This is a genomic window from Bacteroides faecichinchillae JCM 17102 (genome assembly GCF_000614145.1).
Classification (GTDB): Bacteria; Bacteroidota; Bacteroidia; order Bacteroidales; family Bacteroidaceae; genus Bacteroides; species Bacteroides faecichinchillae.
On the sequence record NZ_BAKK01000006.1, the window covers coordinates 105,163 to 120,458 of the forward strand.

Genomic DNA, 15,296 nt, shown 5'->3' on the forward strand with positions numbered 1-15,296 from the left:
TATACAATGAAAAAAGTTCCTTTAATAGGAATTGCCCGTCACAGGCTTACCATTGATGGTGAGGGAGTTACAACTCTCGTCGCATTTCATGGTTGTCCGTTACATTGCAAATACTGCCTGAATCCTACATCCCTGCATCCGGATGGTATTTGGAAAAAATATGATTATCTAAAGCTTTATGAAGAGCTACGTCAAGACGAACTTTACTTTCTTGCCAGTGGTGGCGGAGTTACTTTTGGCGGTGGAGAACCACTATTGCAAAGCGAATTTATTTTTCAATTCCGCCAGCTATGCGGTCCTCAATGGAGAATTACAGTAGAAACATCGCTCAATGTTCCGTTACAACATCTGGAACTTCTATTACCTGTTATTGATAACTACATTATTGATATTAAAGATATTAATAATGATATCTATCTCCAGTACACTCAAAAAGAAAATATGACTGTTCTTTCAAATCTTCGTTACTTAATCAAACACGGAAAAGCAGAACAAATCATCGTCCGTACTCCATTCATACCCTCTTATAATACAGATGAGGATATAGATGCCAGTATCCAACGACTAAAAGAAATGGGAATTATCCATTTTGATCGATTCAAATATAAAACACCTAACAACTAATAGAGCCATGAAAAGAGGAAAGCAAACTTGTAAGATCTTGAAAGAGATTCGCCGACAAATAGCTGAAGCGAATGATATTGAATTTATCACTTCTGAATGTCAGTACCATGGGGATTGTCTGGGTAGTTGTCCGAAATGTGAAGCTGAGGTACGTTATCTGGAACAGCAGTTGGAAAGAAAAAGACTGGCAGGTAAAGCAATTACCATTTTAGGAATTTCCGCCGGAATGCTTACGATGGTTCCCATACAGGCCGAAGCACAACAGGTAAAAACGACAACAATAGAAAAAAAAACAGATTCCATTAGTGTGGTTGAAGGAGAAAACGTATTACCCGGAGTCATCGAAACAATGCCCGAATTTCCCGGCGGACAAGCTAAATTACTGGAATATATAAAAACAAATCTTCGTTATCCCGATCCTGACTGTTGCATATCAGGACATGTGATCGTGCAATTTAAGGTGATGAAAAATGGTAGTATAAATGAAATCAAAGTTGTAAAAGGATTGCATCCATTATTTGATCAGGAAGCATTAAGAGTGATCAGTACTATGCCCAAATGGAATCCCGGAAAAATAAAGGATCGTCCGGTAAATACCTTATTTACTGTGCCGGTTACATTTAAATATGAAAATAATGATTCAACCAAATTACCAAAAACCCACATATTAGAAACTGCAACAAAAGATACCCCAGAAAGTCAGTTCATCACAGTAAAAGGAAAAGTGGTCTATACTGACGGCACTCCCATAGTAGGAGCAAATATTTATGAATATAAAAATGAGCAGAATAATACTATATCTTATGTGGATGGTTATTTTCAATTAACGATAGATAGAAGACATGCCTTATTTGTTACATACATAGCCTTCAAGCGACAGGATATTAGATTAAACAAGTATAAATCACCCTATATAACAATAGTACTTCATGAAAGTGAACCTGTAATTATGGGTGAAGCCATCATTCAAACAAGATAGCCATGAATCGAGGAAAGCAAACTTGTAAGATCTCAAAAGAGACTTGCTGGTAAATAACTGAAACAAATGATATGAAATAGATCCTCTGGGAAATTAGCAGATGGTACCAAAGTAGCTGTTAAATATACAATTCCAGTTATGTTCAAATTACAATAAAGAATAAATTTTTTAATAATAATATGCAATCATTTCTCCAACTAGTCGCTCATGACCTGTACTCTAAAATAGGAAACAACCTGTCACGTACAGTACTCGTCTTCCCAAATAAACGTGCAAATCTGTTCTTTAACGAATATCTCGCGGATGAATCCGATCATCCCATTTGGTCACCCACCGCTATGAGTATCAGCGACCTGTTTCAGAAAATGTCCATACAGAAAGTAGGAGACCCGATTCGTCTGGTCTGTGAACTTTATAAAGTATTCCGGGAAGAGACACAAAGTCAAGAGACATTGGATGATTTCTATTTCTGGGGAGAATTACTTATAAGTGATTTCGACGATGTAGACAAAAATATGGTGAATGCAGACAAACTATTCAGTAATCTGCAAGATCTGAAAAATCTAATGGATGATTACGACTTTCTCGATAAAGAACAGGAAGAAGCTATCAAACAGTTTTTTCAAAACTTCTCCATTGAACGACGTACTGAATTGAAGGAAAAGTTTATCTCTCTATGGGATAAACTAGGTACAATCTACCATCATTATCGTAAGAATCTGGCTGAATTAGGCATTGCCTACGAAGGTATGCTCTATCGCAATGTCATCGAAGAACTGGACACAGACCGATTAAAATACGATAAATATATATTTGTCGGTTTCAACGTACTAAACAAAGTTGAAAAGGAACTTTTTGTCAAACTGAAGAATGTAAACAAAGCAATGTTCTATTGGGATTATGACCTCTTCTATACCCAGCAAATAAAAAAACATGAGGCCGGAGAATTCATTAAAAAGAACCTCAAAGACTTCCCAAATGAACTTCCGGAAAGTTATTTCAATTCTATACAACAGCCTAAAAAAATTCGTTATATCTCCGCTTCTACCGAAAATGCACAAGCACGTTTCTTGCCTGAATGGATACGCAACACTTTTTCCGGCAATTATGAAGAAAAAGAAAATGCTGTAGTACTCTGCAACGAAGCCTTACTCCTTCCCGTCCTTCACTCCATCCCGCAAGAAGTGAAAAATGTAAATATCACTATGGGATTTCCCTTGGCACAGACTCCGGTATATAGTTTTATCAATGCAGCTATGGAATTACAAACAAACGGTTATCGCTCGGACACCGGACGATTTACCTACGAAGCTGTTTCTGCTATACTTAAACATCCCTATACCCGCCAGCTCTCGGTACAAGCCGAATCATTGGAATGGGAACTAACAAAAACGAACCGTTTCTATCCATTTCCTTCAGAATTGAAGAAAGATAATTTTCTGGCAAACCTTTTCACTCCTCGTAGTGGAATTAAAGATCTTTGCAACTACCTTACTGAATTAATCAACGACATCTCAGTTCTCTATCGTCAGGAAAACGAATTCAAAGATATTTTCAATCAACTCTACCGGGAGGCACTTTTTCAGAGTTTCACTAAAATAAACCGCATATATAGTTTGATAGAAAGTGGTGAACTGGAAGTGCGCACAGATACTCTAAAACATTTGATAACGAAAGTTCTGACCGCATCTAATATTCCTTTTCATGGAGAACCTGCTATCGGAATGCAAGTCATGGGAGTATTGGAAACACGTAATCTGGATTTTCGCAACCTTGTCATGTTATCACTTAACGAAGGACAATTACCCAAATCCGGAGGCGAATCCTCTTTCATTCCCTATAATCTGCGAAAAGCTTTTGGAATGACCACCATTGAACATAAAAATGCAGTATATGCATACTATTTCTACCGTCTCATTCAACGGGCAGAAAATATCACTTTACTATACAATACTTCCTCCAACGGTCTGAACCGTGGAGAATGGTCACGTTTCATGCTACAATTTCTGGTAGAAGGACCTCACGAGATTACTATGGAATATTTAGAAGCGGGGCAATCTCCACAAAATATAACAGATATTCAAATAAAAAAGACTCCTGAGGTATTGGCACGCCTACATCACACTTATGACAGTTCCAACCCTCGTTCACTGATCTTATCTCCATCGGCTCTCAATGCTTACCTCGATTGCCGCCTGAAATTCTATTATCGCTATGTAGCACGATTGAAAGCTCCCGAAGAAGTTAGTGCCGATATTGACTCTGCTCTATTCGGAACTATTTTTCATCGTTCTGCTCAACTTGCCTATACAGATCTGATAGCTAACGGCCAAACTGTACAAAAAGACGATTTGGAAAAATTATTGCGCAACGATGTGAAATTACAGGACTACGTAGATCGTGCTTTCAAGGAAAAACTCTTCAAAGTTCCTATAGATGAGAAACCCGAATACAATGGAGTGCAGCTTATCAACTCTAAAGTGATAATTTCTTATCTAAAACAATTACTAAGAAATGACCTTCAATATGCTCCGTTCGAAATGATAGCAATGGAAAGCGATGTTGAAGAAAAAATAAAAATCCAAACAACACAAGGTCCATTAACTATCCGCCTCGGAGGAACAATAGACCGTATAGACTCTAAAGAAGATACTTTACGTATTGTAGACTACAAAACTGGTGGAAGCCCTAAAACTCCCGCTAATATCGAACAACTGTTTACACCGGCAGAAACACGTCCTAACTATATCTTCCAAACTTTTTTATACGCATCCATAATGAGCCGTCAGCAATCACTGAAAGTAGCCCCTGCACTACTTTATATCCATCGGGCTGCTTCTGAAAGCTACTCTCCTGTTATAGAAATGGGAGAACCTCGAAAAACAAAAATACCTGTCAATAATTTCGCTTTTTTCGAAGATGAGTTTCAAGAACATCTAAAAGCATTATTGGAAGAAATCTATGATGAAAAGGAATCTTTTACGCAAACAGAAGACGCAAAAAAATGTAATTTCTGCGATTTTAAATCAATCTGCAAGAGAGGATAAGAAAAAGAAGTTGTATCAAAATACTGATTAACATCTGCTTCTATCATCCCAAACGTAGTGAAGATTTTCTTTTCTGACTCATACAGAAAGTAAATTCTTCACTATGTTTATAATAAGAGAGCAAAATGATAACCATTATCAATTTTGATACAACCTCTTTTTCTTTATAAGGACTTTAGAAATAGTCCTTTCTATCTTAAAACCTGAAATTATCGCTGCAACAATGGCACTGAGAAACTAAACGTAGATCCTTCTCCTTCTTTCGAAGTGAACCAAAGATCACCTCCATTCTTAACCACAAAATCCTTGCAAAGTAACAATCCAAGTCCGGATCCTTCTTCATTATTCGTACCGAAAGTACTGAAATGTGTATCCGTATGCAGCAATTTCTTCTGATTTGTCTCGTCAATACCACAACCGGAGTCCTTCACACTAACCACTGCCATGCTATCCTCTTCTGTCAAAGATATCACTATCTCAGTTCCTTCATTACTAAATTTAATAGCATTACTGATCAAATTACGAATTACCGTTTTTATCATATCAATGTCGGCTCTTACTTCTACCCGGTCTGAAGAAATGTCAAGTACAATCTTTATCTTCTTCAATCCGGCTACCATATTGAAGATCTCACTTACACCTTCTATTACTTCTACCAGATTGATATCCTGATAAACTACTTTCAACTTACCGATCTGGCTTTTAGTCCATTTCAATAAATTATCAAGCAGAGAAAATACGTCTTCCGTCGTTTGATTAGCCATCGTAAGTAGTTCGTACATCTCGTCACCTATCGTCTGAGTTGGCAGGTTCAAAATCAGCATATTCAGTACCATTTTGATTGATCCCATTGGTGAACGCAAGTCATGTGCTATCACAGAATAAAGTTTATCACGTCCCATGATTGTTCTGCGTAATTCCTCTGTTTGTGCCACAATAATCCGTTTAGCAGCCACCAAAGAAATCTGGTGAGTCACACGAATAATTAATTCTTCTTTGTTAAAAGGCTTTGAGATAAAATCATTCCCCCCTACCTGAAATCCCTTTACAATATCTGCTGTACTATTCAGCGCTGTAAGAAAAATAATAGGAATTTCACTCATTATCGAATCAGCTTTCATTTTTGTGGCGACCTCGAATCCACTCATATCTGGCATCATGACATCCAGCAATACTAAATCAGGTTTTTCTTTTTCAACCTGTTCCAAAGCTTGCTGTCCATTATTTGCCGTTACAATATTGAATTTCTCATTTGTCAAAAGCACTTTCAACAGAAGGACATTCGAAATCACGTCATCCACAATAAGGATCTTATATTCGGACGGATTTATTTCCACATTCATATCTTCGATTTTTTAGATTACATCAAATTTGTTTAAAATACTCAATCATTCGTAGCAGTCCTTCTTCTAATTCGATTGTCGGTTGCCATCCTAGTTTTTCCTTTGCCAATGTTATATCCGGTTGTCGTTGTCTCGGATCGTCGTGTGGTAAAGGCTTGAAAACAATCTTCGAAGCAGATCCAACTAATTGAATCACTTTCTCTGCTAATTCAAGCATTGAGAATTCATGTGTATTTCCAATATTCACAGGACCTGTAAAATCATCCTCAGTATTCATCATTCTCACCATCCCCTCAACCATGTCATCTATATACTGGAAACTACGTGTCTGTTTACCATCTCCATAAATAGTAATATCTTCATTTTTTAATGCCTGCGTGATAAAGTTGGATACCACACGTCCATCATTTGGCAACATCCGCGGTCCATATGTATTAAATATACGAATTATTTTTACGCGAACCTTATTCTGACGAAAATAATCCATACATAAAGTTTCCGCACAACGTTTCCCTTCGTCATAGCATGAACGGTAACCTATCGGATTCACATTTCCCCAATAATTCTCAGGTTGGGGATGAATAGCCGGATCGCCATATACTTCGCTGGTAGAAGCCTGCAATATCTTAGCATTCACTTTCTTTGCCAGTCCAAGCATATTAAAGGTTCCCAATACTGACGTTTTAGTCGTCTGAATCGAATCATATTGATAATGAATGGGCGATGCCGGACAAGCTAAATTATAGATTTCATCTACTTCGACAAAAAAAGGAAAGGTTACGTCATGTTCTACTAACCTAAAATTAGGCTCATTCATCAAGTGCTTTATATTATCTTGAGAACCTGTAAAAAAGTTATCCAAGCATATAACATAATAACCTTCTTTTATGAGTCGTGTACAAAGATGAGAACCTATAAAACCGGCCCCACCGCTTACCAATATTCTCTTCATTTTTACTTTTACTATTTTTTAATCTCTCTGTTTTGTTTATTGAATACAAATATAACCACTTTACCCCTAATATGCAAATCAAACAATCAAAAATAGTTGCGATTTCCGAAACAACTCTCCTTTCGCAAATGTTAATTATAAAAATGTAATATTTACCGTAGAAATTATGATAACATCTGAATTAAATACGGGACTCATAGACGCCGTAAGAGAAAAATTATCACCGAAAGAAAACATAGCCAATCTACTAATGGATACTCTTTTCATAGGTAAAGAAGCCATCTACAGACGGTTGCGCGGCGAGGTCCCTTTCACACTGGAAGAAGCCGCCCTTATTTCAAGAAAACTGGGCGTATCACTGGATAAAATTGTTGGAGTAAGTTTCAGTGCCAATGCTGTATTCGACATGAATGTAGTAAACCATAACGATCCTTTTGAAACCTACTATACAATCCTAAATAAATATACCAAATTACTGTATACAATGCGGGATGATCCGACTTCCACCTTAGGAACTTCCTCCAATGTCATCCCTCAAACGCTTTATCTGAAATATGATATCTTGTCGAAGTTTCGCCTATTCAAATGGATGTATCAGAATATGCATATACAATGCAAACATTTCGAAGAAATGGAAATCCCTAAAAAAATATACGATATCCAGAAAGACTTTGTTGCAACCACACAACATATCCATTCCACAGATTACATTTGGGATAATATGATCTTCCATCATCTGATCAATGACCTCCAGTATTTTTCTGACATTCATCTCATCTCAGATAAGGAAAAATTGCATATCAAGGACGAATTGCATCAATTGGTGAACGAATTGGAAGAATTGGCTATTACAGGAAAAACGGAAGCTGGTAATGATATACATATCTATGTTTCCCATATCAATTTTGAAGCGACCTACAGCTATCTGGAATCCAACTCACTCCAACTTAGCATGATACGGGTATATTCTATCAATTCTATTACGACTCAGGATTGCGAAATGTTCCTAAGCCTGAAAGAATGGATACAGTCATTAAAGAAATTCTCTACCCTAATTTCCGAAAGCGGAGAGATGCAACGTATCCAGTTCTTCAAGCAACAACGAGAAATTATCAATATACTGTAGAATCTTTCTGTTTCGATTTTCGAAACAGAAAGATTTATATAGTTACAATATTCGAAAGAACACCTATCTCTTTTCTCGCGTTTTTCATTCTGCGATCATAACCTCGTCTTTTCCTCCTTAATCAGAAAGACTACATATTTTTCATACTTGTTTTAACATACTAAACTCTCATCCATAAACTTTAAATTTGCAGTGAAGATATATCTAAACATATTATTAATCAAAAAAAGAAGAATATGATGAAAAATAATATTGCCAATGAGTTGATTGCAGAGATGAAAGTGAGAATTCCCAAGGGACAGAATCTTGCCACCTATCTGACAGACACTTTATGTATGGGAAAAGAAGCAGTCTATCGGAGGCTTCGGGGTGAAGTCGTTTTTACGTTCGATGAAATAGCTTTGCTTTCTTGCCGGTTAGGCATTTCCATCGACCAAATCATCGGTAATCATCTTGCCAATCGGGTAACGTTCGATCTGAACCTACTTCGTGCACAAAATCCGATGGAAAGTTATTACGAAATTATTGACCGTTATCAAAAGATATTCGACTATGTGAAAAGTGATAGTAGTACGGAGATATATACCGCCTCTAATCTGCTTCCATTCACTCTTTATTCCTCCTATGAATATATGTCTAAATTTCGCATTTGTCGTTGGATTTACCAGAATGAGCATATAAAAACGCCTAATTCACTAACTGATATGAAGATAGAAGACCGGATTGTCAATGCACATAAGAAATTGAGTGAGAGTGTGAGACAATGCCAGAAGACATATTTCATTTGGGATACCAATATCTTTTACTCTTTCATTAAGAGATTAAATACTTTGCTAGCTTGAACCTGATATCGGAAGAAGATGTAAGCCATTTAAAAGATGAACTTTATCAATTGCTTTTAGTTATGGAGAATCTATCTAACAAAGGAGAATTCGGAAATGGTAAGAAAGTCTATTTTTATCTTTCTAATATTGATTTCGAGGCAACCTATAGCTTTATACAGAAAAAAGACTTCCAAATCAGCCTGCTACGTGTTTATTCCATCAATTCTATGGATTCTCAAAGTCAACATATCTGCCAGATGCAACAAAAATGGATCCAGTCGTTGAAACGACATTCTCTTTTAATCTCTGGCAGCGCAGAAGTACAACGCATCACCTTTTTTGAAAAGCAACAGGCAATAATCGATACGTTGTAAATATAGAAACAGGTCAGGATGTAATTATCCTGACCTGCTCTCTCAAGAACAGATTTTACTTTCCACCCTCACTCTTTAAGGCGGGAGCATTTAACTCCCAATCTGTACCCGAATTACTTTTTCAGCTCAGTTTATATCTTGATCCTTTTTTCAATCACGTTGCAAATATCGTGAAATTCTAATGAAATACTATTGAAGGTCCATTTCTGAATTTATAAATACTTAAAATATAAAATGCTACTAATGAAAAGGAGTAAATCTTCAATTTCACTTTCCAATACAAAATTAATATGATTTTCTTTCTGTTTCAGTAGGAGCCACTTCATCAGGAATACTAAATTCATGATTCGCAAACAAGTCTGCTAATCCGGAAATCTGCTTCAGACGTAACAACTCGTCACGGTCCATACCAATATTTTTCATTATCCATTGATCGGACATACCTGCTTTGTCCAATTCAGCAACAATATGACACATCAATTCAATATTATGCATTCCTCGTGCACGATTGTGTCGGATCGTTGAACTCATTCGGTTCGATAAATCCTTATCAATTACTACAATTGGAAGCAATCCATTCTCGCGTTGATAAATACGTTTCGAAGTTTTCAATACCGTATAACGATGATAACCGTCCACCAAAATGTAACGATCTTTATCTTTGTCATAATAGCATACACAAGGCATTGTAAATCCATCTTCCCAGATCGACAGCTCCAGCAACTTCATTTCAGGTGGAGCAACCACATTAGGGTTATAATCATTTGCAAATACCTTTTCTACAGGTACGGCTTTCACTCCGTAAACCGGACTTTTATCAACACTCATGATACTATAATTCTATATTGTTCCATAATTTGACTTCTTTTACTCATCTCTTCCTTTGTCGGAGAAAATCCCATGTACTTACAAGCATGATCATTCTTCAGAATACAAATACACATTCGTTTATAAGTAGGTATCTCCCGGAATTCCGGAATATCAATATCTTCCTGATATTCCATACGTACCGGTTTCTTCAGGGTTTTATAGTTACTGTTATCCATCACAATGATAGGCACTTTGGCATCAATCAACTTCTTAATCGTAGCATCACTCAGACAGCTCCCTTGGTCCGCCAAAAGCTTACACTTACCGACAGCTTCCGAAGATAATTCTTGCGCGCACGCTCCGGCAAAGTAGATAATAAGAAATACATAAATTCACGCCAGGTATATCCCTCCGGTAACTTCACAGACTGCCATCCCATAGCGTGCGTACCACCATACATACCGGTAAAATTCACTCCATTTACACGTCCGATCATTTTTCCCCAGGTATTAGGATCGAGCACCCGATAAAGCGCCAGACTCTCTTGTGCTTCATTGATAAACGGGCTCGCTACACGCTGACGTTCCAAATTTACTCCAGCACGATAATAAAGGTCATACAATGTATTATAATCCCATTTGAATTTCCCATTAGCCGTCCAGACATCCGTTGTTTTCCAATCAAAAATAGGATATGCATTATAAATATCACATCCCACTTTCGAGGTCCACTTATATTTATGATACATTTGGAACTTCCGACTCATATAAATGCATCTCCAACGATTGAAACTTTCTTGTGTACGAATTCCAATCAGACAGCAGGTACGTACCGCATCATTTTTATCATGTATCCATTGAGCAAAACGCATTTGGAATTCATAATCCCACATCGTAGTATTGTAAAAAGGAAAATCATCCTTAGTCAAAGCCCCTTTGGGCATAGGACGTACCCATAGATCCTTTTTACTTTCTTCCCATGGACGCCAAAAAGATTGATACATTGACGTACAAGTAGCTACACGAAAAGGCACACAGACACGATATACGTCCAGAATATCTTTATTAGCTTCTAATATCCGGTCCACATAATCAATGGTCATTTTATACTGGATCTCATAATCCATATGAAAAACGCTTAAACGTACTTTCAGATTATTTTGCCGAATATAATCAATACACATATTCAACAATACCCCGCTATCTTTACCTCCTGAGAAAGATACATAAACATTATCAAATTCGTTAAATATCATCCTCAGCCGTTCTTGCGCCAATTCATATACATTTTTCGTTCCTGCAATTTTCTTCTTCCCCATAATCAAAACTATCTAAACATTTTCACATAACGTGTCCATTTCATGTCAATAGGTGCAAATTCGAATTTTTCGAAAGTCTCCTTATCTTGTATCAATGTCACCGAGTTGAGTATCCAACCTTCAGATATAAATTCTTTCATTATGGCAGGCAACAGCATAGACAATATCTCATCCCGCTTTTTAGCTTCCGCTGCTATATAATAATTATTGATTATTGCTCTTTTTCCACTCTTTTGTTCCACCGGAATAAAGCCAATAACTTCTCGGCTCTCAAAGGCAACGAACCATATAAAATTATCGTTTGTCTTAAACGGATAATTATTATTTGCACGTATCACTTCCGGATCCATCACCAAAGGCGCTAAAAACCGATATAATTGTTTGTCTTTTCCTTTTAACTGTATTACCTGTATCATAGCATTTTAAATAGATAGACAAAAGTAAAGAAAAAAATCTTTATGTTAGCATAATTGAGAAATAAAACATTTATTTTAAGCAATTAATCCATGTGGTAGCGTCCAATTTTGACGTACCTCGTTTTGAAACCCGCCAAACAGCGGGTTTTCTATAAAGTTTATCAAAACGAACTAGATTTTTATTGTTTATTAATTGTTTTCGTCGAACATCAACGACAGTAAATTGTCATAATCTCGTCGTCTGAACACGATTTTTTGAAAAAACTTTCTCAAAAAAAACAAAACAGACTTTCCTTGCATACGACAATCTTCGATTTGTTCTGGTGTTAAAAGACGGTTTCGTATTCTCGCTCAAGATTATAAAGTTCCCCTATACATCGTAATATGTATTCGGCATCTTTATCATTACCCAGCTCAAACGCATATTTAAATTTAGACCCAGCATGAGCCATGCAACATAGATGTTCTATTTCTACCAACTTATCGTCAAGATACATACATTATAGCCATCTAACTGTAAATCTTTAACTTATCTATTTTCTAGAATACTCTTCAAAACTTCTCGGCCATCACTGCCTTAGCCTCTAAAGGTTTTACTACTTCTTCCTCTTTCGTTGATGACTCTACTTGCAATGGAACTATTCGAAATGGCAGGAATAGAATTCCCCAAAGAAAAACTGATGAACAACCAGACGGGTACAGTAGGTACAGTAAGTTCAGCCTCTCCACCGCACACACGCGCACACGTATCCTAATAAGGCGAATGAAAAAGAAAGTCACACACTTCGCCCAGCATTCGACCATGACCGGTTATCATAAAATCTCCGTACCGACCAAAAATACTGGGAAGTAAAGAAAAGCTTCCTTACTACATGTATGGCATACGAACATGGGTCTGGAATGACAAAAGGATCTAGAGTTTCTCAAAGAGCATGGCATTCATACACTCCGTATCCGGACATTCCTGACGACAATATCCAAGATAACATTATATCCCGTTGGGATATTACTATCACTCCCAAAGATTTTAAAGCCGTAATGAGACTTGTAACCCCTCTGTACCGCCATGCCATGCATATACTATCCTTTCTGCCTTCTACGGAGGTCAGCCATCGAGCAAATGCCAACCGCGACGCCTTTTCAATTCTCTGGGCAACGAATTTACATGTGCACAGATATTGAAATAGGCTGAAAAAATGGAAATTAAAACTAATACTGCTCTCAGCTGGCTAAAACGCTTGGTAAAGCGCAAGTTAATTACCAATTTGGACGGTAAGAGAACTTACGCACGCGTATGTGTGTGGGCGCAAGAAGGAGCCGGGTAAAAGTGTACCTACTGCACCCATTTACCCGTAAAACAACCCACTGCTTTAGGTAGGTTAAAGCATAGCTATAGATATTGTAAAGCTATGCTTTACCTCCTACAAAGCAGTGGGTTTATGGTTCACCTAATACATCTACAATCAGTCCGGAACCCTGTGGGTATGTTATGTTAATAAGCGAAAGTGAACTATCTTTGCGTTCAAACTAAAATTATCTGTCCCATGTCTTCCAACCGCAACCTACATAAGTTACTACGAATCATCTTCCCCGAAGTTTTAATGACGTATTTCGAGATCTCCGGTTTGCATGACAACTCTGTCAAAATCGAAGTTTGGCTTGATGAAAAGAATGAATGCATTTGCAGAATCATTCAATGCAAAAATTAAAGCGTTCAGAGCACAGTTTAGGGGAGTCGGAGATATACCATTCTTTATTTTTAGATTATGCAAACTAACTGTGTAGATTTAACATACCCACAGGGGGGCGGACTAACCCGTTATTACTTCCTGAGGGTAAATAATAAAAGCTCTGAAATCTTTAAATTTCAGAGCTTTACTTCGTTTTTTACTTTAAGCGGTGCGCACGAGGCTCGAACTCGTGACCCCATGCGTGACAGGCATGTATTCTAACCAACTGAACTAGCGCACCAACACTTTATTTTTATTTTAATTAACCATATACATTCTCACGAATGCGGACGCAAAGGTAGATATTTTTTTGAAACGCGCAAGAGCTTTTGTATCTTTTTTCTCAAAAAGTGTGTTTATTGAGAATTATCCTGTACATTTGCAGATATTACATCAAATAGAAAATAGAATGAAAAATACACCAATTGAACGACATGTGATTGATGAAACAATAAATGAGTTCAAATTGTCGATTTTTCCAAGGCAACAATTCGTGAAGTGAAAGCTATTGCTTCGAAAGCTGAAGCTGTATCTGGCGTTGAATTTATAAAGATGGAAATGGGAGTTCCGGGACTTCCTCCTTCTGCTGTTGGAGTAAAAGCAGAAATAGAAGCATTGCAAAACGGAATAGCAAGCCTATATCCTGATATCAATGGTTTACCGGAATTGAAAAAGGAAGCGTCAAAGTTTATCAAATCATTTATCAATGTAGATTTGAATCCGGAAGGCTGTGTACCCGTAACCGGATCTATGCAGGGGACATTTGCTTCTTTTCTGACTTGTAGCCAATGTAACGAAAAGAAGGATACAATTCTGTTTATTGATCCAGGATTCCCAGTACAAAAACAACAATTAGTAGTCATGGGTCAGAAATATGAAACCTTTGATGTCTATGACCACCGCGGAGAGAAGCTGAGAGAGAAATTAGAAAGTTACCTGAAAAAAGGAAATATATCTGCTATTATTTATTCAAATCCTAATAATCCAAGTTGGATTTGCTTAAAAGAAGAAGAATTACAGATCATTGGTCAATTAGCGACTCAATACGACGTTATTGTTTTGGAAGACCTAGCCTATTTTGCAATGGATTTCCGCCAAGACTTAAGTAAACCGAATCAGGCTCCTTTCCAACCAACAGTTGCTCATTACACAGATAATTATGTATTGTTGATCTCAGGTTCAAAAGCATTTAGTTATGCAGGACAACGTATTGGTGTCAGTTGCATCTCGAACAAATTATATCACCGAAGCTATCCCGGATTAACAAAACGTTACGGTGGAGGTACATTTGGTACTGTTTTTATTCATCGGGTACTTTATGCGCTTTCTTCTGGAACCAGTCATTCGGCCCAATTCGCAATGGCTGCTATGCTGAAAGCAGCGAATGAAGGTTGCTACAACTTCTTGGATGAAGTAAAAGTATATGGCGAAAGAGCCAAAAAGCTGAAAGATATTTTCCTTCGTTACGGATTCCACTTAGTATATGACAAGGATCTTGACGATCCAATAGCTGATGGATTCTATTTTACCATTGGATATCCAGGAATGACTAGTGGCGAATTGGCTAAGGAATTAATGTATTATGGTGTCAGTGCAATTTCATTGGTCACTACAGGAAGTCACCAGGAAGGATTACGTGCATGTACCTCTTTCATTCAAGATCACCAATATGAACAGCTTGAAGAGCGAATGAAACTTTTTGCTAAGAATCACCCTACTACCTAATTTATAGATATTCTGAATACTAAAATTC

At 37.2% G+C, this 15,296-nt stretch carries 9 protein-coding genes, 1 tRNA gene and 5 pseudogenes; 9 read left to right on the forward strand and 6 right to left on the reverse strand.

Annotated features, from left to right (window positions below; all coding sequences use genetic code 11):
* The first annotated feature begins 6 nt into the window (after nucleotides 1-6).
* The 3 genes from JCM17102_RS04820 (at nucleotide 7) to JCM17102_RS04830 (ending at nucleotide 4,650) form a co-directional block, all read left to right on the forward strand.
* Nucleotides 7-624: a radical SAM protein gene (locus JCM17102_RS04820; protein ID WP_025074215.1), complete on the forward strand. Its 618-nt coding sequence runs from the start codon at nucleotides 7-9 to the stop codon at nucleotides 622-624.
* 7 nt (nucleotides 625-631) lie between these two features.
* Nucleotides 632-1,603 (forward strand): TonB family protein, encoded by a 972-nt coding sequence (locus tag JCM17102_RS32175; protein WP_025074216.1) that lies wholly within the window; start codon nucleotides 632-634, stop codon nucleotides 1,601-1,603.
* A 179-nt stretch (nucleotides 1,604-1,782) separates the two neighbouring features.
* Nucleotides 1,783-4,650 (forward strand): PD-(D/E)XK nuclease family protein, encoded by a 2,868-nt coding sequence (locus JCM17102_RS04830; protein ID WP_025074217.1) that lies wholly within the window; start codon nucleotides 1,783-1,785, stop codon nucleotides 4,648-4,650.
* A 209-nt stretch (nucleotides 4,651-4,859) separates the two neighbouring features.
* Here the strand turns inward: JCM17102_RS04830 and JCM17102_RS04835 are convergent, their stop codons facing one another.
* A complete protein-coding gene (locus JCM17102_RS04835) occupies nucleotides 4,860-5,993 on the reverse strand; it encodes a hybrid sensor histidine kinase/response regulator (protein WP_025074218.1) in 1,134 nt (377 codons plus the stop codon).
* A gap of 22 nt (nucleotides 5,994-6,015) precedes the next feature.
* Nucleotides 6,016-6,945 (reverse strand): UDP-glucuronic acid decarboxylase family protein, encoded by a 930-nt coding sequence (locus JCM17102_RS04840; protein WP_025074219.1) that lies wholly within the window; start codon nucleotides 6,943-6,945, stop codon nucleotides 6,016-6,018.
* 166 nt (nucleotides 6,946-7,111) lie between these two features.
* On the opposite strand from JCM17102_RS04840, the gene JCM17102_RS04845 reads away from it, so the two are divergent.
* Entirely contained in the window at nucleotides 7,112-8,071 is a 960-nt protein-coding gene (locus tag JCM17102_RS04845; RefSeq protein ID WP_025074220.1) for a hypothetical protein, read from the forward strand.
* Nucleotides 8,072-8,310: 239 nt separating this feature from the next.
* A pseudogene (locus JCM17102_RS26235) lies at nucleotides 8,311-9,269 on the forward strand (hypothetical protein).
* A gap of 285 nt (nucleotides 9,270-9,554) precedes the next feature.
* Here the strand turns inward: JCM17102_RS26235 and JCM17102_RS04855 are convergent.
* The 3 genes and pseudogenes from JCM17102_RS04855 to JCM17102_RS04865 all read right to left on the reverse strand — a co-directional run bounded on the left by JCM17102_RS04855 (nucleotide 9,555) and on the right by JCM17102_RS04865 (nucleotide 11,813).
* Nucleotides 9,555-10,097, reverse strand: a complete 543-nt coding sequence (locus tag JCM17102_RS04855) for an IbrB-like domain-containing protein (RefSeq protein ID WP_025074221.1) — start codon at nucleotides 10,095-10,097, stop codon at nucleotides 9,555-9,557.
* A pseudogene (locus JCM17102_RS26240) lies at nucleotides 10,094-11,397 on the reverse strand (DUF3440 domain-containing protein). Before JCM17102_RS26240 ends, JCM17102_RS04855 begins: the two are co-directional and overlap by 4 nt.
* 8 nt (nucleotides 11,398-11,405) lie before the next feature.
* Nucleotides 11,406-11,813, reverse strand: a complete 408-nt coding sequence (locus JCM17102_RS04865; protein WP_025074222.1) for a hypothetical protein — start codon at nucleotides 11,811-11,813, stop codon at nucleotides 11,406-11,408.
* A 632-nt stretch (nucleotides 11,814-12,445) separates the two neighbouring features.
* On the opposite strand from JCM17102_RS04865, the gene JCM17102_RS31305 reads away from it, so the two are divergent.
* The 3 genes and pseudogenes from JCM17102_RS31305 to JCM17102_RS30250 all read left to right on the forward strand — a co-directional run.
* A complete protein-coding gene (locus JCM17102_RS31305; protein ID WP_262481094.1) occupies nucleotides 12,446-12,568 on the forward strand; it encodes a hypothetical protein in 123 nt (40 codons plus the stop codon).
* 190 nt (nucleotides 12,569-12,758) lie between these two features.
* A pseudogene (locus JCM17102_RS30240) lies at nucleotides 12,759-13,138 on the forward strand (DNA primase); the annotation flags it as partial.
* Between the two features lie 349 nt (nucleotides 13,139-13,487).
* Nucleotides 13,488-13,598, forward strand: a pseudogene (locus JCM17102_RS30250) (ISAon1 family transposase); the annotation flags it as partial.
* A 112-nt stretch (nucleotides 13,599-13,710) separates the two neighbouring features.
* On the opposite strand, the gene JCM17102_RS04890 reads toward JCM17102_RS30250, so the two are convergent.
* A tRNA-Asp gene (locus JCM17102_RS04890) sits at nucleotides 13,711-13,784 on the reverse strand.
* Nucleotides 13,785-13,952: 168 nt separating this feature from the next.
* Here JCM17102_RS04890 and JCM17102_RS26250 point away from each other — a divergent pair.
* Nucleotides 13,953-15,268 (forward strand): annotated as a pseudogene (locus tag JCM17102_RS26250) (pyridoxal phosphate-dependent aminotransferase).
* Nucleotides 15,269-15,296: the final 28 nt, after the last annotated feature.